Here is a 17,240-nt window from a genome sequence, read left to right on the forward strand (position 1 = left end):
ATGGCTACGCCAGGCAAGCTGCATCAAGAAACAGTATTACTAATTATTTACCTGAAAGAAGTGTTGTTTGATGACATCTAAAGGTGAACATTGCCAATAATCAATGTGAGAAACGATTAAACCCTCACAGTTAAGACCTAGTTCACTCCAACCAGAGATGGAAATACGTGGCTTCCAAGGTAGGGGAGTATTCCAACTCAGTGTCCATTCGGTTTTGATTTTGTCTTCTAAATGTTGAATATCATGCAAATCCATTTTGATATTTAAAAACCAAGTTTGCATGAAATTAATCATTTGCTTATAACGTGTAATACCACGAAATTTATTTAGTGGGTCTTGAAAATAAACGTCTTCCGCATAAATGCTGTAAGTTTGATTCACGGGAAATCGCTGATAGTCCTGCTTAAGAATTTCAATAATTTTCATTCACCAATTACCAATTAACAATTATCTAGCTATTTACTTCATTCCACAGCCGTTCTAACTGACGCTTCCAAGCCGCTAAAACTTCTTCTCTTGAGTCTACAGTTTGGTTAATTTCTCCTAACAATCCTTCTGCGTAAAACCTTTCTAGGTTTTGCATTGTGCCTTCCAGAGATTGTCCTTGCTGTTTTGCTGCTTGCACAATTTGCCGGATGCGACTTTCGATCAGACGATTGAAGACATCATTTAAACCTGCTTCATATAAGGAAATAAGTCTAGCGATCGCACTACTCAAGTCATCTTGGGTCAAAGTACTGCTATTGTGTTGGTATACTGCCCAAATCACCCCATCATACAAGGCATAACGAACTTCTTGAGTATCATCAAAGTTGGCTTCCAAAAACTGTGCTAAAAATGCTTGGGCTTCTTGCAATGGCACAATTGGTAGTAAAACTCGCAACCAACTGCTATCTTCCGACAACAATACCAACAGTCTAAATGTAGATGTATCTACTTGCCACGATCCAGGTGCGATCGCTTGTACATCTGCTGTACTGAATAATTCTGCCAGAGTTTGGGCAATTACTTCAGGTGTCATGGTCTTTTTTTGAGCTTTAGCCTCTAGCGTACCGCTTTCGCGTACAAAGGCGCATCAGCTTATTGGTTGTACTGCTTGCTGGACAACTTCTAGTGGTAAATCTAATAATTGAGCGATCGCTTCTACACTCAAACCAAACTGTACCATACGAGGTATCGTTTCTAATTTAGCTTCCTGTTTCCCTTCCTGTTTCCCTTCTTCTAAAGCTTCTTGATAAACTCGGCTTTGTTTCAGTTCGTTTAAACCCAACATAGCTTCTATCTCCTCGCGACTTTTTTGCGGTAATTTGTAGACGATGATTGTCTCAATTAAGTTGATGAGGTCACGTTTAGCGGTTACATCCGTTAGCTGCTGCTTTGCTTGTGCTATCAACTGTCTTGCTAATACTGGTGCAGTGTCTTCAGTTTCAATTACTAGCTTAACAACTCCAACGCCCAAGGAAGTTTCTGCTACTTCTCCTAGCTCATCTAAGTAAATGCGTTTGACTCTGTTGAGTACAAGAATTTCATCAAAATGTATAGTCTGCTGTCTTTCGATGCCACGACTAGGATAAATTACCACCACTTGCCAAGGATAGGGAGGTTTGTATTGTTTTAAGTAGAGGAATAGTTCTGCAAACAAACGGTAGTAAAAATCATCATCTGGTTGAAACTGGACTTCAACTATATAAAATGGTTTGGTGGAGTCGTTAATTTTTGGTAAAAATAAGCCATCCAGACGAAAAGCCAATTGTTTAACTTCGCGCGAGGTAAATTCGTAGATACTTGCTTCTTGTGGAGACTGGTTAATCAGTTCAAAGAAGATGTTGGGAAATGCTTGAAATAGGCTGTAGAAGATGGTATCAGTTTTCACGATTCAAGACTTAATTTGAGTTCTTATAAATTAAAAATACTGAACCAATAGGGCCAGGATTTTCTACATAAATTTTCTTGTTGTAATATAATCCGGGTGACATCCCACCATCAAATAAAATTCCCTCTTGTATCTTCCCTAAACAGTTCTGGCGGGCAATACCTTCTAAAACATCATCAAACTTATCTGGTGTTAACTCTTGATTAGTAGAATTTACTTCAATATTAGAGTTAGCTTTAACATCATTTACTAATAAAATGACATAACCCTTACTGGTAATAGCTGCCATAGAACGATTTGTGGCTTGTTTACAGGCAAATTCACCCAAATCTTGACAAATATCTTTAAATTTACCCTGACGATAAAATCTCCCGTTACCGCCTACTAAGTTGTAATTCAAGATATTAATGTTTCTCCTTCCCGCTTGGATTGTCGCTTTCCGTTCCTGTGGTTTACCGCCAGAAATGCCAAAAGAAGAACGTTTATTTTTAAAATCTCCTGAATACTCCACTCCACGAGAAATATTTAAACCTTGGGGTTTATTTTCAGGATCTATATAATCGGCGTTAATTGCTGCTATAGGTCTTTGTCCATTTAATATAGAGTTGCTATCAGAAATTAGTTCATTAAATTGTTTTGGGATATATTCTCGGCGAATTTTCCCCCTAGCATCTTTCGTATATAACTGATGAGATAAACCAAGGTTAACTTTAAAATCTAAGGCGGCTGATCTGGGATTGAAAATAATCACATGATTAATACCTTTAGCAAACTTTTCACCTCGATTGTTTGTCTGAAAAAATTCCATACTAAATTGAGTATCTTCCCCAGGACAAACTTTTGCAGCTTTTGGTGCTGAACTAGCATCAATTTTTTTACAACCTGACAATAAGTTGATAGCACTGATGAATATAGATAAAGCAATTAATTTTTTCAGATACATATAAAATAAAAATCCGCTACAGCATGACTATAGCGGTTAATAATTCAAAATTTCAATTGTGACTAAATAGACTTTAAAGGCTTAATATCATCTTAAAATTCCTTTGCCTTTTGTCTCCTACCTTCTTAAGAGAGCCATTCTACAACAGCTTCTTCTTTGGTGTTGGTGTTGCGAGATGGGGTTTCACGGTTAAACTTCATGTGAATTGAGCGTGTTTGCTCACCATCAGCCGCCACAGCCAAAATAGGATAGTCGATTAAGCCATCTTGGAAGGACATCTGGAAGCGGAATGTACCATCTGGATTCAGTTTGATGGGACGGCCGCCAATTGTCACAGTAGCATCGGGTTCGGTTGCACCGTAAACAATTAACTCAGCATCAGCAATTAACCAGAATTGGCGAGGACGTACTGGGATGGCGGAAGCGGAGAAGCCGACACCGGACATTCCCACGCCGGACATATTTAAGCCGGAGGAGGTGGGAACTGCCCACATACCTACACCAGAGGGGAAAATATAAGAACTGATAGCTTGTTCGGGACGCACGGAACCAGCAACGTGTTGCTGAGAACCGAACAGAGAGCCTGCAACCCGTTGAGCTTCGGCTGATTCTGCCAAGCCAAAGATGTGGTCGTAGATGGGGTTGCTGCCGTTAGCACCAGCAGCCACAGTGGGCGCTTTCTTCGCTGGGGGAACCAATTCGTACAGTGTCTTACCGCGTAAGTCTTCTTCAAAGTTGACGCTGATGAACACATCTTCAATCCAGTCAGAAGGATAGACTGGGGGAATGTGGACACGGGCGGAACGAGCTAAGACTAACCAGCGACCATCTACTGCACGATAACCGATATCGAGTACATAATCGCGATCGCTCACAGGGATGGGTATGTACCATTCTCTTGCTAGTTCATCCGCAGGATATTCTTGGATGCTGTGGGGGCTTTGGTAATCTAGATCAACGTCGGTAACGTCGTAAATCCGCAGGGCTAGTTGTTGTCCCCCTTGGCGGCGCAACTCTTCTTTATGATCGTTAGGAATATCCCAGTAAGCATAAGCCCACTGAGGATCGCGTGGTAGAAGGACAATCCGGCTGTCACCATAACCACCAGGTAGGTCTGCTAGTCCTTCATCAACATCAGCCAGAGAGCCACCAGTACGATCTTCTTGTCCTAATTCAAATTTCGCGGCTTCCACGGTTTCCTGTGCCTCCAGTGAACGAGATGGGTTAAGCAAAGCTTTATTTCGCTGGACTTCTTGAATTGCTGCCAGCAGTTGTGATTTACGCATTCGGCTGTAGCGAGAGATGCTGAATTCGCTGGCAACTCTTCGTAGTTGCCTTAATGTCATCTCTTCTAGCGGTGGGCGTTCTTTCGCCATTTGTTTGGCCTCCAGTAGTTTGAAAGGTAAATGATTTCCCCTGGTTATAGAATGCTTGATAAAAGATCATCCTTTCCAGATGAATTTCTTATTCCTGACTCCTGGTTTTGCTAAGTGTGTGTTTTTAGTCTTTTGTTAAAAGAGGGGACACTCCCTTTCAACTCCTTACTTGTGCCAAAATCAGCACTTTAGGATTGGAGGAGTCAATTTATTAAGTTTGTTAACTAAATATTAACTACTAACTCTTGACTGGGATCAAGGGGTGTCAACAGGCTTTTTTACCTAATTTACGAACTTATTAGCTTTGAGGGGATCATATTGTCATGAAATTCTGATATTTGCTCCGGTGATCCCGATTTTATGTCAAGATTTCATAACAATATACCGGACTCACCCAAAAACTTGAATCCACAAGGGCAGGATCAGCAGTAATAGAAGAGTTGAGAGCATGATGCTACTGGCGATTAAATCACGGTTGAGATTGTACTCCTCCGCCAAAATGAGACCAGCGAAGGCTGAGGGCATCCCCGACATTAACACCATTGCTAAACGGCGATCGCCTGACAAACCCAGAAATACAGTTGTCACTAAACCTACCAGTAAGGGTGTAATCACAACCCTCAACACAGTGGGGATCAGTGCCAGTTGGAAACTTTGCCATCTTTGTAATTGAGCCAAGCGAATACCAGTCAAGAGAAAAGCGCAAGCAATGACAATATCAACAGAACCTTGTAATCCCGATTCCACAAAGTCCGGTAACTTTATTGATTGGGTGAGAGTCCCAATGAGAAACGCCCATAGAGGCGGTACAGTCAGCAGATCCCACAGCTGCATCCACCAGCGATTATTAGACTTGGTATGGCTGAAGTAGCTGGCGATTAATACACCTATACCGTAGGGGCCGATAACATTGTGGGTAATACTGAAGAGAACAACCCAATTCAGACTATCAGCGTGAATTAAAAATGGTGCGATCGCCAAACCCACAAAACCAGTATTTCCTAAAACAGCCGCCAGCAGAAAACTACCTTTAGTGGAAGAGTCCAGCCAAGGACGAGAAACCGACTCACTCAAGTCAGGCTGAAACAAATGAGGCGAGATTTGTTGCCATCCCCACCACACCAGCAACGCGGCCACTAAGCCCAGCAGTAATGCCAAAAAGGTAATTAATGATGCTAGTATGGGAGTACTCCCAGCACCACCAAGTTCATTCTGACTACCTTTACGAGCCAAGGCCACTAGTTCCAACGGTACTCCTACCCAGTAAAGACCACGACCTAAGAATTGCGGTAACCACGTAGGTAAAAATCTAAATATCAATAAACCCAAACCTATCCACAGAATCAGGGGTGTATAAGCCTGAAACAAAGTTTCTGTCATGAATCATCATAGGGATTAAGCAAAGTCATTAGTCTCAAGTACGCGTCTTGGGTCAACTCAAAATGCCAAAACCCAGATAAACCTGACTTTCTTCATTCCGAACTACCAATTGTCACTAGAGACAAACAACTTGAGTTTAGTTGATTTAGATATAAAAATTCATAGTTAATTTATAGCGGCTGACATCCTCTGAATCCGCCAAATATCATCTTGTCGAATCAATTCATAGCGCACTCGCAATCTTTCGTCAGAAGACTTCCCTTTTTGCCCATTCTCATAAAATTGGGTCAACTCTCTGACTGTAGCCCCCACACTTGCACGATTGGGATCTATGTCAGATTTACTGATGGAGTCTACCTTGACACTATGACTGTACTCTCGGTGACGATTATCGGCTTTATCTTGCAAGGCAATTAATCGCCATTGAGATAGAGCTGAACCAGTTAAAATCTCGTTTAAACTCTCTATTTTATGTTCAGCCCCTAAAGCACCAGCTTTGGTAGCTAACCAATTTTCAATGATTTTCTTTGCTGTTTCTTCTGTAAGACCCTCCTCTGGGACTTGTATCTGGGCATTTTTGTCAGGAATCTCTAAAGGTGGTTGACTAAGCTGAATCGATAATTGCTCACCTTGTAAAGACGGTGCTGGGAAGAGTACATTCTTTAACCAGCCAAAAGTCGTTGAGACTATCAGCCAGAACACTAATATCCCGCCTAAAGAACCCAAGACTATCCAAAGTAATCTTGTTTTCCGGCCTAGAGTGCTAGGGGAAGGCTGGTGTTGCTGATGAATACTGTGTCCTCTGTTGACAACTTCCGGTGGCTTCTTGCGTCTTCTGCGTTTAGGAGTTTGCCGTGGAGGGGTCGATTGGGTATAACTACTTACCCCCGGCTGAACAGGTCTGCTGGCGCGTCCCACTGGGATCTCTGGTGGATAATTGTCAGTGTAAGCAGCTGTGGGCGATATATTTTCTCTAGCGGTTGTAAAATGTGAAGACTCTGGTCTTCTGTGGTTTGAGGTTTCTGGTAATTCGGGATCAGGAGTTCTGTTTTGATAAAATTGTCGGTTTACTTCTGATGGATGACTACGTTGCGGCATCTGTCTTGTAGACGCATCTCCTGGCCTGTTTGCCTTCCCTGGAGTACGTTTGGTGACTGGTGTGCCTCCAGAGTAAGAATTGGCGCTCGGTTGGGAAAAAGATTGGCGATTAATTACAGCCCATTCATTAGTGGTTTCCGCGTCGTTGGGCAAGGCTTCTAAGTACGCTTGTACTTGTTGATTAGCAAAGTAATCTTTCAGGGAAGCCTGCTGTCTGGACAAATCGCGGAAATGAGGAAAAACTTCATTTTGCAGCCATTGTTCGGCATATAAGCACAAACCAGGCAGTAAATCGGGAGAATCTTGAGATTTTTCTCGAATTAAAGCTAAAGCTTCGTATTCTTGGCTCAGTTCTAAAACTCGTGTGGCTTCTTCAGTTTGCCCTAGTAATAGCGCACATAGTGACTGCTCTAAATGGACATCTTGCCGCTTAGACAAACGCATCAGCATTTGCTTGGCATGACGAATTAAAGCAGGCTGGCGTTGGGTGAATCCTCTGGCGATGGAAGCATAAACAGCTAAGTATGTAGCCACAGCCGAAGGGCGCTTACTTTCACCATCAAACAACTTATGTTGTTCAGCTACTGTTAAATGATGGCGTAATTGCTGGATGAATCGTAGGAAGTCATCAATGTTTAGGCCTGATTGATCATTGCCTGTACCATCAATGCCACCGCGATCGTCTAAGATGCTTTGTAATAGATCCAGCCCTTGGTGGCGTTCAATGGTTTTTTCTTGGGGTAAGGCAAGTAATTCTAAAATTCTATAAGGGCGCAATTTGTAAAGATCAGCCTGAATTTCTGCCTGGACGCTGGGGAAGATGCCTTCACTAAACAACACTTCTTGACCAGTTTCTAAAGACACAGCAGCGTTTTCATAGTGGCCTTGTTGCCATTGTTCCCGGCCTAATTCTAATGATGCCAAAGCAACAGTTAGGAGAATATCTGGACGTTCAGAACCATCGAGAAATTCTTCAGGTGTGCGATGATTGCCATTTCTGGTGGACGCTGTGCCGTTTTGATTACCTAAGTAATTACGACCTAGCTTGAGTACGAGTTCATACTCTCCCAACTCTTGCAAAATTAATAAAGCACCAATTAATTCCTCGGAGGAAATTTCGATGCTTAGGCTTTGGACATCGAAATGACCATTGTTGCTGTCCCCACGATTTTCCACTGCCACTTTGGTCGTAGCCGCGTTGTCTGGGTCGTAGGCGTGAGCAAGATACAGCTGGTCATAACTGCTGCGTTCCTTTGGATCTGATAAAACCACGTAAGCTTCTTCTATAAGTTGTTTACGGGAAGCAATGGCTGCTTGAGAATATTCCCGTCGCGGCAATTGGACAATGCGATCGCTGTATGCTTGTCGCAGTTGTTCATCACTTGCCGCTAACGGTAGCCCTAAAATTCGGTAGTAATCTAGCGGAATTCGCACAGCGTACTTCCCCTGCACCGTGATCAACATAATTCACCTAGACCATTCCAGGCTTGTAAAACCGTGCCATAATCGTACGGTGAATAATACCGTGGTGAACTTACACTATAAGTGTATATTGCAACAATTACTTTTGTATCTTCCCAAAAATTTGTGTCATATTTTATTCCTTGGCTAGGAAATGTTGATGTTTTGTCTTAATTCTTAGTATTTCTGCTGAAAATAACTGTTATCAATAATTAAATTACTGTAAAACCAACATAAGAATCATTGTTTTTGATGACGAATGTTGTGCTTACACATAGGTACAATTAATCCTGTATCAGAAAATCTTCTGATTAAGGGGGTAAATATGCACCATTGTTAATGGTAGATGCGGATAACAGAAAGAACAAGATAATATCATAACTATATTTTTATGGCAACTACACAAATATAGGTATCCGATGTAATCACTATTGGCATAGCCTGGGTAGAAAAATTTCCTACATCTTAATTTCCCTTCTCCTCTGTCTTCTAACTACGGAAATCAGTATGGCTACACCACTTTACACGAAGGAAAATCAAAACTGAATCCTCATATACATTGAGGAGTCGTCACTCTTAATTTCCTGGAAATTGTTCATCGGTATGCAGAAACCGAGCTATTCTGGGTGATAGTCTATGAACTGAAATAGGGATGAGTCAGACTGAGAAAAAGAATATTGTTGTTACAGTGAGATATTCCCAGATAAATGTCCCATAAACACAAAATTTTCCCATTTACTCTCTACTATTTCCCCTAACTCTTTGTGGTGTAGAAAATGTTGGTTGTTCACTCTAGTAAACCCTACTGGGGAAAATAAAATTGCTCAGAAAACAACCTATTTAAAATGGTAAATTTCGATTTTAGACAGGAATACTAAAAAATAATGGTTCAAGAACGCACAATACCTAAATTTAATACCGCCAACGCCAAAATCACCAAAGAAGAAGGATTGCTTTTATACGAAGACATGACTTTGGGGCGTTTTTTTGAAGACAAATGTGCCGAAATGTACTACAGGGGCAAAATGTTTGGTTTTGTCCACTTGTACAACGGACAAGAGGCAGTGTCTACTGGTGTCATTCAAGCGATGCGACCAGGGGAAGACTTTGTTAGCAGTACTTACCGCGACCACGTTCATGCTTTGAGTGCTGGAGTCCCTGCTAGAGAAGTCATGGCAGAGTTATTTGGCAAAGCCACAGGTTGCAGCAAAGGGCGCGGCGGTTCCATGCACATGTTTTCCGCCGAACATGGTTTGTTAGGTGGTTATGCTTTCGTAGCGGAAGGAATTCCTGTAGCAGCTGGTGCAGCTTTTCAAAGTAAATACCGCCGCGAAGTTTTGGGAGACCCCAACGCCGACCAAGTAACAGCTTGCTTCTTCGGTGATGGCGCTGCTAACAACGGGCAGTTCTTTGAAACTCTCAATATGGCTGCTTTGTGGAAACTGCCAATTATTTTCGTGGTAGAAAATAATAAGTGGGCTATTGGTATGGCTCACGACCGGGCAACTTCTGACCCAGAGATTTACAAAAAAGCCAGCGTCTTTAACATGGTTGGCGTAGAAGTAGATGGTATGGATGTGCTGGCGGTGCGTGCAGTGGCTCAAGAAGCTGTAGCCCGTGCGCGTGCGGGTGAAGGCCCGACTTTAATAGAAGCCCTAACCTACCGTTTCCGTGGTCACTCCTTGGCAGACCCAGACGAAATGCGTAGTAAAGCTGAGAAAGAATTTTGGTTTTCCCGTGACCCAATTAAGAAGCTAGCAGCTTATCTGATAGAGCAGAACTTGGCAGATGAGGCAGAACTCAAAGCCATCGAGCGCAAGATTCAGGACGTGATTGACGACGCGGTGAAGTTCGCGGAAAGTAGTCCTGAACCAGACCCTAGCGAATTGTATCGCTTTGTCTTCGCAGAAGACGAATAAATTGAGGACTGGGGATTGGGGATGAGGGAGTAGGAATTATATATTCAGCCTCTAAACCCCAACGCCTCACCTCTACCCCCTAGCCCCTGAGGACTCAACTTGTGTTTAGTATTGCCATCCAACAGCAACAGTACAAAACCTATATCCTTTCTGATGAAACAACTGGCTCTCAACTGGAAGTTGTACCAGAACGTGGCGGTATTATTACCCGTTGGCGTGTGAAGGGAGAGGAAATTCTCTACCTAGACGCTGAACGTTTCACTCATCCAGATTTGAGCGTCAGAGGTGGAGTACCAATTTTATTTCCCATCTGCGGCAACTTACCGGATAATTCTTACACCCTCAACGGTCAGCAGTACACACTCAAACAACATGGGTTTGCCCGTGATTTGCCCTGGGAGGTAGTTGAGCAGACCACTAAGGACACTGCTGCACTGACGTTAGTTCTCCGCAGCAACGAACAGACAAAGGCGGTTTATCCTTTCGATTTCCAACTAGTATTCACTTACGTGCTACAAGGGAATACTCTAGAAATTCGCCAGGAATACCAAAATCTATCATCTACCCAATTGCCCTTCTCGGCTGGGTTCCATCCTTACTTCTTGACTGGGGATAAAAATCAACTGGAGTTCGACATTCCCTCCCAGGAATATCAAGACCAGCAAACAAAGGAAGTTCATCCCTTTAATGGCAATTTTGACTTTAACCGTGATGAAATGGATTTTGCGTTTGGTCACATCACCAGCCAGTCTGCTAGTGTAATCGACCGTAATCGGCAGTTTAAACTAACTTTGGATGCTGATGATATTTTTTCAATGTTGGTATTTTGGACGCTGAAGGGCAAAGAATTCTATTGTCTAGAACCTTGGAGCGCTCCTCGTAACTCCCTGAATACTGGTGAAAAGCTGACAGTGCTAGAGCCAGGCACTAGCTACAAAGCATCTGTAAGATTATCGGCAAGTTTTTTCTAAAACCCCTTTACAAGTCTATGGATGTTTATGCTATGATGGCAAAGTTGCGAAACAAACCGCAAGGGTCGCTAACTCAACGGTAGAGTACTCGGCTTTTAACCGATTAGTTCCGGGTTCGAATCCCGGGCGACCCATAAAAGAAAGAAACAAACTCGCTGATACTTTTGAATGAAGGTAAAAGAGGGTTTTATAATAAGAGCAAATTTACAGTGTTGATAATCTGCGCCCTATTTGTTTTTTAAAACTATAGGGTGACTGTCAATACCGTTTTGGTATTGGGCATTGCCCACCCTAAAAATATTTTTTTGTTCTGTATCTAGAGTTAGTACAGACCTTCAGCTTTGCAGTATATTTTTTTTGGTGGTTCATTAAAGTATTTAAATAATGCCGGACATAACCATCCTTCTAAATTATTTTTACTCCAGTAATACCAATGTCCATTATATTCTTCCCTGAGCCAAATCAATTCTGCTTTATATCCAGGAAAAGGACTGCTAGAAAATAAAAGTTTAAACCCCTCATCGACATTAGCAATTTCTTGAATCAAAATATCAATCATTTCTGGGACACCACTAACAAATGGTTCCTGAACTAGACCTGCGCGCTCATCATCAAATACCCAGATTTGATTATGTTTATATGGGAAAATCACCATTATTGAGTTAGCCATTAGTGATTACTGCTAAGGAATAAAATATTTTTGGCCTCTAGATTTTATTGATTGAATCTCAAATTATATTTTTCTGATGTCTTCAGCCAAGAATCACATCAAGATAAAAGGTACTGAAAATACTGTGTATTCTGGATAAGTCAATATAACAATAGATGACGAATAACTGAAATTGATGTGGTATTGCGTAAATTGTCCTTAACACAGTTTATTCTATACAGGAATTAGGAGCAAATTCTTTCATTATGTGCCGTCTACTTGCCTACCTTGGTTCGCCTGTTTCTCTGGAATATCTCTTATATAAACCAGAACATTCGCTGATAGTTCAAAGTTACCAACCCCGTGAAATGACTTCTGGGGTGGTAAATGCAGACGGCTTTGGTGTGGGTTGGTATCATAGCCAAAAAGATACTGAACCTTTTACCTATAAAAATACTCTGCCTATTTGGAATGATATTAATTTGCCTAGTCTGAGCCGTTATGTGGAATCTAAGTGTATTTTAGCTTATGTTCGTAGTGCGACAGCAGGACAAGCTCTAGATTTTGCCAACTGTCAGCCATTTCATTATAAGCAATCCCTATTTATTCATAATGGTTACATTGAGAATTTTCGCAAGACCTTACATCGCAAACTCCGCAGTACTTTAACCCCAGATTTTTACGAACATATCAATGGTAGTACTGATTCTGAGCATATTTTTGCATTACTACTTTCTCAAATACAAAGTAATAAACATCGTTCTGTAGAGTCGGTTTTACGTAACACTTTACTAATGCTGTGGGAGATGGCAAAACGTCATCAAGTTAATGCTTCTGCAAATGTAGTTTTTAGTGATGGTCATCGCCTCATCGCCTCCCGGTTTGCTTCATCTTCATCACCGCCATCGCTGTATTGGCTCAAAGATGATTTGACTTTTCCTAATTCTGTCATTATTGCATCTGAACCATTGTTTGCAGGTAATTGGACTGCTTGTCCAGAAAATAGCATTATCAGTGTGGGAGAGGATTGTGATATCAAAATTGAAAGCATCTAGTGTGAAAGGGTTGATTGCTTTTGCTTTGGAGGAATGTCGCACTAAAACCCTCAGTTTATTTGCAGGTATGGATGCAGCTACATTCTGTTGTCAACCTCATGCTGATTTCAGTCCTGTGGGTTGGCATTTGGGACATATTGCCTATATAGAATCTCTGTGGGTATTAGAACATAGTGCTGATTTACCATGCTTATTTCCCCAATATCGTCAGTTATTCGCAGCTGATGGTTTACCGAAAACGCAACGAGTCCAATTACCAGAAATAGCAGAAATTATTTATTACTTGGATACAGTGAGAGCAAAAGTGCTGGAATATCTAGAAGTAGCTGATATCCTACAGCAAGAACGACTTTGGCGCTTTTTAATTCAGCACGAAAGCCAACACTGCGAAATCATCACTATGGTGTTGGAATTGCTTGATGGTCAACGGTCAATGGTCAATGGTCAACGGTCAACGGTCAATGGTCAAACCTTAAATTCTGTGGGGGAGATGGTGGAAATTCCCGCAGGTGAGTTTGAGTTGGGTAACGATTCCATTGATGCTTTAGATAATGAGCGTCCGGCACATAGAGTTTATTTAGATACTTACTGGATTGACCGCTACCCTGTGACTTGTGGTGAATATTGGATATTTATGGAGGCTGGAGGGTATCAAAACCCTGAATGGTGGTCAGTAGCAGGTTGGGAATGGTTACAAACGGAGCAAGTAATACAACCACTTTACTGGAATCGCCTAAGCTCTACCACAGAGAATCACCCAGTATATGGTGTTAGTTGGTATGAAGCCGAAGCTTATGCACGGTTTGTTGGTAAGCGTTTACCCACAGAGGCTGAATGGGAAAAAGCCGCAAGTTGGAATGTCAAAGCTAACTGTCGCCACACCTACCCTTGGGGGGAAGATATCCCCACACCTCAAAATTGTAATTGTGATGGACTACGACGAGGTTTAGGCGATAAAACCACCCCAGTCAATGCTTACCCGGCTGGGCAGAGTGCCTATGGTGTATATGACACTTTAGGAAATGTTTGGGAGTGGACAGCATCTTGGTTTGATGGTTACAAAGGTTTTCAAAGTTACCCATACAAAGGTTACGCGCAAGTTTATTTTGACCAAAAACATCGTGTGTTAAAAGGCGGTAGTTGGGCAACTCGTCCTTGGGTGCTACGTTCTAGTTTCCGCAATTGGTATCATCCCCAAGTTCGTCAGATTTTTGCTGGGTTTCGTTGTGTGAGGGATTAACGATGAATCAATTCAAAATTAGTCGTGAAAAGGTGTAGCCACTCCGTTAGGAGAAGCTACAGGGTTTTGGGAGTTTTATACATGAGAAATGAAACAGGAATGAGAAAGTAGGATAAAAATTCTTACTCAGGATAGGGTGAAACCCCCGCTATCGCTAACGGCACTTTTTTGGACAAAAACCTTAAATATAGCTTTAAAGTTTAAGTATTCCTGCTGTGGCGTGATGTTATTTATTATGGCTATATGTTTCACTGGCTAGTGTAAAGATTCGTCTTTCAGGGCAATCTCTTACATCCAGCATCCGGAGGTTAAATGTCAGTACTGAAAGCTACTAACAGCATTGAACAACGTTTGCAAATACAGCGTTTGCAAGCGCCAACCCGCGTAGTTACATCTACTGCTGGGGGTGATGTGGTAAGGGGGTTAACTCAAACACCCAAAACTTTACCCCCTTGTTATTTCTATGATGACAGAGGTTCTGAATTATTTGAGCGTATCTGTGAGTTACCTGAATATTACGTGACACGCACAGAAACGGCTATTTTACAAAGGTTTGCGGGTGAAATTGCTCGAATTACTGGCGCTTGCGAGTTAGTAGAACTGGGAAGCGGTAATTCTACCAAAACTCGTATATTACTGGATGCTTATCAGCAACTAGATTATCCTCTGCGTTATTTACCGATTGATGTTTGTGCAGGGATTTTGGAAAGTAGCGCCAAGCAATTACTTCAAGACTATCCTTCCCTGGAAGTTTATGCGCTAGCGGGAACTTATGAATTAGCGCTTGCACAACTGACTCCCAAAAAATTATCTAGTAGGATGATTTGTTTTATTGGTAGTACCTTGGGTAATCTCAATCTGCAAGAGTGTGATGTCTTCTTGTCCCAAATTAGAGCAACTTTAAATGTCGGTGAATATTTTTTATTGGGAGTGGATTTGCAAAAGCCCAAGGAGATTTTGGAACCAGCCTATGACGACAGTCAAGGAGTCACCGCAGAGTTTAACCTCAATATGCTGGAACATTTAAACCGAAGTTTTGAGGGAAATTTTGATACGACACAGTTTAAACACTGGGCATTTTATAATGAGAGTGAACAGCGCATTGAGATGCACTTGAAAAGTGAGCGATCGCAAACTGTCCAATTAAAGTCTCTCAATCTCACTGTTAATCTGGCCCAAGGTGAAACCATCCTCACCGAAATTTCTCGCAAATTTAACCTCGAAAGCATTCAGCAACAACTCGCAGCTAAAGGTTTAATACCTGTTCAGACCTGGACTGATGTAAATCAGTGGTTTGGTTTATTGCTGTGTCAAGTGCAAGGATAAGTAATTAAGTTAGGAAATGTAAATCAAGTCCGGCTAATTGCTGAAAATATGCTTGGTATTGTCGGTAACAGGTAATTGGTCTTTCCCATTACCTGTTACCGATTACCAACTAATACAGATATTATTAGTGATTAATTTATAGGCATTTGCCAAAATAGAAAAACTGTTTTATCTCTATTTCTGTCATGACATTAATACTTCAACTTCGTGAGTCATACTTGTGGGTTTAGGAATAGGTAATACCAATTCAAAATTCAAAATTCAAAATTCAAAATTAGGAAAATCAGATTTGGCCTGAGTTTTAAGGTTGGGATGTGTTACTTGATTTTGGAGAATTGGTATAATCCATCGACAAGCATTCCTTCTATATGAAATTCAATAGCTTCTGTAATCAGTTGTTTAACTTCTTCTAAAGTTTCACCCACAGCTACACATCCTGGTAAATCAGGTACATAAGCACCATAGCTAGTTTCACCCTTTTCAATTACAACCGCGTAACGCATCAATCTTCTTCCAATTCGCTTCCAAACTAACCAATTACCCAATAGGATGATTACCAGGATTAACTGCATGAATAAACTCGCTACCTGAGTTTGGTCTACCGCGTTTATAACTGGCTTCTTCTGGCTTACCCCATCCCAACTGTAAAACTATTTCTAAAAAATTAGAACTTTCTGATTTCCATAAAGTAGCCCATTCTGTTCTTTGGACAATTCTCTCTACATCAGACATAAAAATTAACTGATGTTGTTTATTATTATTAAAGCTTAAATATAAATCCATCCCGGCTGAGGCTTCATACCAAAATTCTAAGATGGAATTTTTAGCAGATTGCAATATTTCCAAATCACTACTTAAAGCAATTAGTTGGGTATCTACTTCTGGATAACGTAATATTTTGCCCTTTATGGAAATTTCTTTCCAAAGAATACCGGAAATTTGATATTCTCTTTGATAGTCATGTATGGCATTTTTAAAATCTTGATATGCCGTGAATTTTTGTAGTCCATCTGTTCTGATAAATTGGTCAATTATAGGATTACCAGAAACTGTTACTTCTAATTTTAGACGCTCTCCTTTAAGGCAAGCTAGGCGTTCAGCCGCCAAAATTTGAATTAGTTCTTCCGTGGTGTAAACCTTTGACATCAGAACACACTTAATTGGGCGTTGATCATTGGTCATTAGTCATTGGTCATTAGTTCTAGTTTGGGATTATTGACTATGAACTTTGGACTGTTGACTATTGACTATTGACTATTGACTGTTGATATTTCGACATTATCTCTTGGCATTATGGGGAATACAGTAACAGATATCACTAAAAATTTGGGCAGACCAATTTGGTCTACCCCCGAAGTTACTTGGCTAACTCACTACTGAACTCATTGAACGATCGCCTTTTTAATTGTACTGATTCGGTGCGTGGTAATAAATCAAATACTTCTCGTAGTCTGTCATCGATTTCTTCAAAAGGAACTTGACCTTGCTTGTTTAAGACTACCTCACCGGACTGATTAAACACTACAACTTGAGGCACGCCTCCAGAATAGTAATATCCTGGTTCGGTGGGTTCGTAAGTCTTTTTGGATGAGATGGTATCCACACTGATGGGGATAATTTCTGCGGCTTTACCGTAGAATTCTTGTACCCGTGAAATTACAATGGCATATTGTTTGCAATCGCTACTGTCATCCAAGTAGAATGCCAGAAATATTGGCTTATGTTCTGCTAACGATTGGGCTAAAGTAAATCTCGATGGTACTAACGATCCATTACCCGCATAAACCACGAACATATTGCCGTCGTATACATCATCGTTAATACCTGCAAAGGCTGGCTGTATTCCTACAATCAATAGACATATAAGCAAACACAGGCCTTTAAAAACCAACCGTCGCCAGTCAGCAATCTGTCTATGTAAAAAAGAAAACTCTATACTATTCATCAAA

The 17,240-nt window shown here is 41.3% G+C and carries 16 protein-coding genes and 1 tRNA gene; 6 read left to right on the forward strand and 11 right to left on the reverse strand.

The window, feature by feature from the left end; genetic code table 11:
- Positions 1 to 39: 39 nt before the first annotated feature.
- From GSQ19_RS01035 to GSQ19_RS01065, 7 genes are all read right to left on the reverse strand, one after another.
- Positions 40 to 426, reverse strand: a complete 387-nt coding sequence (locus tag GSQ19_RS01035) for a C6orf136 family protein (RefSeq protein WP_011320949.1) — start codon at positions 424 to 426, stop codon at positions 40 to 42.
- A gap of 25 nt (positions 427 to 451) precedes the next feature.
- Positions 452 to 1,021, reverse strand: coding sequence for a hypothetical protein (locus GSQ19_RS01040; protein WP_011320950.1), 570 nt, complete (start codon positions 1,019 to 1,021; stop codon positions 452 to 454).
- Between the two features lie 54 nt (positions 1,022 to 1,075).
- Entirely contained in the window at positions 1,076 to 1,873 is a 798-nt protein-coding gene (locus tag GSQ19_RS01045) for an Rpn family recombination-promoting nuclease/putative transposase (RefSeq protein ID WP_011320951.1), read from the reverse strand.
- 10 nt (positions 1,874 to 1,883) lie between these two features.
- Entirely contained in the window at positions 1,884 to 2,816 is a 933-nt protein-coding gene (locus tag GSQ19_RS01050; protein ID WP_011320952.1) for a phosphodiester glycosidase family protein, read from the reverse strand.
- Between the two features lie 125 nt (positions 2,817 to 2,941).
- Entirely contained in the window at positions 2,942 to 4,192 is a 1,251-nt protein-coding gene (locus tag GSQ19_RS01055; protein WP_011320953.1) for a DUF4912 domain-containing protein, read from the reverse strand.
- A 390-nt stretch (positions 4,193 to 4,582) separates the two neighbouring features.
- Positions 4,583 to 5,572: an AEC family transporter gene (locus tag GSQ19_RS01060; RefSeq protein ID WP_011320954.1), complete on the reverse strand. Its 990-nt coding sequence runs from the start codon at positions 5,570 to 5,572 to the stop codon at positions 4,583 to 4,585.
- 165 nt (positions 5,573 to 5,737) lie between these two features.
- The gene (locus GSQ19_RS01065; protein WP_011320955.1) at positions 5,738 to 8,134 is read right to left on the reverse strand and encodes an IMS domain-containing protein; all 2,397 of its coding nucleotides are present in this window, start codon (positions 8,132 to 8,134) and stop codon (positions 5,738 to 5,740) included.
- 881 nt (positions 8,135 to 9,015) lie between these two features.
- Here GSQ19_RS01065 and pdhA point away from each other — a divergent pair.
- The 3 genes from pdhA to GSQ19_RS01080 all read left to right on the forward strand — a co-directional run bounded on the left by pdhA (position 9,016) and on the right by GSQ19_RS01080 (position 11,155).
- Complete coding sequence (gene pdhA / locus GSQ19_RS01070; protein ID WP_010996861.1) at positions 9,016 to 10,050, forward strand: pyruvate dehydrogenase (acetyl-transferring) E1 component subunit alpha; 1,035 nt, start codon at positions 9,016 to 9,018, stop codon at positions 10,048 to 10,050.
- Between the two features lie 101 nt (positions 10,051 to 10,151).
- Positions 10,152 to 11,021 carry an aldose epimerase family protein gene (locus GSQ19_RS01075; protein ID WP_011320956.1) on the forward strand — a complete coding sequence of 290 codons (870 nt, stop codon included), beginning with the start codon at positions 10,152 to 10,154 and terminating at the stop codon, positions 11,019 to 11,021.
- A gap of 62 nt (positions 11,022 to 11,083) precedes the next feature.
- Positions 11,084 to 11,155: transfer RNA gene (locus GSQ19_RS01080), tRNA-Lys, on the forward strand.
- A gap of 188 nt (positions 11,156 to 11,343) precedes the next feature.
- On the opposite strand, the gene GSQ19_RS01085 is transcribed toward GSQ19_RS01080, so the two are convergent.
- Positions 11,344 to 11,691, reverse strand: a complete 348-nt coding sequence (locus tag GSQ19_RS01085; RefSeq protein WP_011320957.1) for a DUF6717 family protein — start codon at positions 11,689 to 11,691, stop codon at positions 11,344 to 11,346.
- A 245-nt stretch (positions 11,692 to 11,936) separates the two neighbouring features.
- Between GSQ19_RS01085 and egtC the strand changes: the two genes are divergently transcribed.
- The 3 genes from egtC (at position 11,937) to egtD (ending at position 15,291) form a co-directional block, all read left to right on the forward strand.
- Positions 11,937 to 12,725: an ergothioneine biosynthesis protein EgtC gene (egtC, locus tag GSQ19_RS01090; RefSeq protein WP_011320958.1), complete on the forward strand. Its 789-nt coding sequence runs from the start codon at positions 11,937 to 11,939 to the stop codon at positions 12,723 to 12,725.
- The gene (gene egtB, locus GSQ19_RS01095; protein ID WP_041456388.1) at positions 12,700 to 13,965 is read left to right on the forward strand and encodes an ergothioneine biosynthesis protein EgtB; all 1,266 of its coding nucleotides are present in this window, start codon (positions 12,700 to 12,702) and stop codon (positions 13,963 to 13,965) included. Before egtC ends, egtB begins: the two co-directional genes overlap by 26 nt.
- 312 nt (positions 13,966 to 14,277) lie before the next feature.
- A complete protein-coding gene (gene egtD, locus GSQ19_RS01100; protein WP_011320960.1) occupies positions 14,278 to 15,291 on the forward strand; it encodes an L-histidine N(alpha)-methyltransferase in 1,014 nt (337 codons plus the stop codon).
- A 317-nt stretch (positions 15,292 to 15,608) separates the two neighbouring features.
- On the opposite strand, the gene GSQ19_RS01105 is transcribed toward egtD, so the two are convergent.
- From GSQ19_RS01105 to GSQ19_RS01115, 3 genes are all read right to left on the reverse strand, one after another.
- Positions 15,609 to 15,794: a type II toxin-antitoxin system HicB family antitoxin gene (locus GSQ19_RS01105; RefSeq protein WP_041457011.1), complete on the reverse strand. Its 186-nt coding sequence runs from the start codon at positions 15,792 to 15,794 to the stop codon at positions 15,609 to 15,611.
- A gap of 34 nt (positions 15,795 to 15,828) precedes the next feature.
- Positions 15,829 to 16,437 carry a hypothetical protein gene (locus GSQ19_RS01110; protein WP_041457012.1) on the reverse strand — a complete coding sequence of 203 codons (609 nt, stop codon included), beginning with the start codon at positions 16,435 to 16,437 and terminating at the stop codon, positions 15,829 to 15,831.
- A 211-nt stretch (positions 16,438 to 16,648) separates the two neighbouring features.
- On the reverse strand, positions 16,649 to 17,236 hold the full coding sequence (locus GSQ19_RS01115; protein WP_011320963.1) for a thylakoid membrane photosystem I accumulation factor: 588 nt from the start codon (positions 17,234 to 17,236) through the stop codon (positions 16,649 to 16,651).
- Between the last annotated feature and the right edge of the window lie 4 nt (positions 17,237 to 17,240).

The sequence above is a fragment of the Trichormus variabilis 0441 genome (assembly GCF_009856605.1).
Classification (GTDB): domain Bacteria; phylum Cyanobacteriota; class Cyanobacteriia; order Cyanobacteriales; family Nostocaceae; genus Trichormus; species Trichormus variabilis.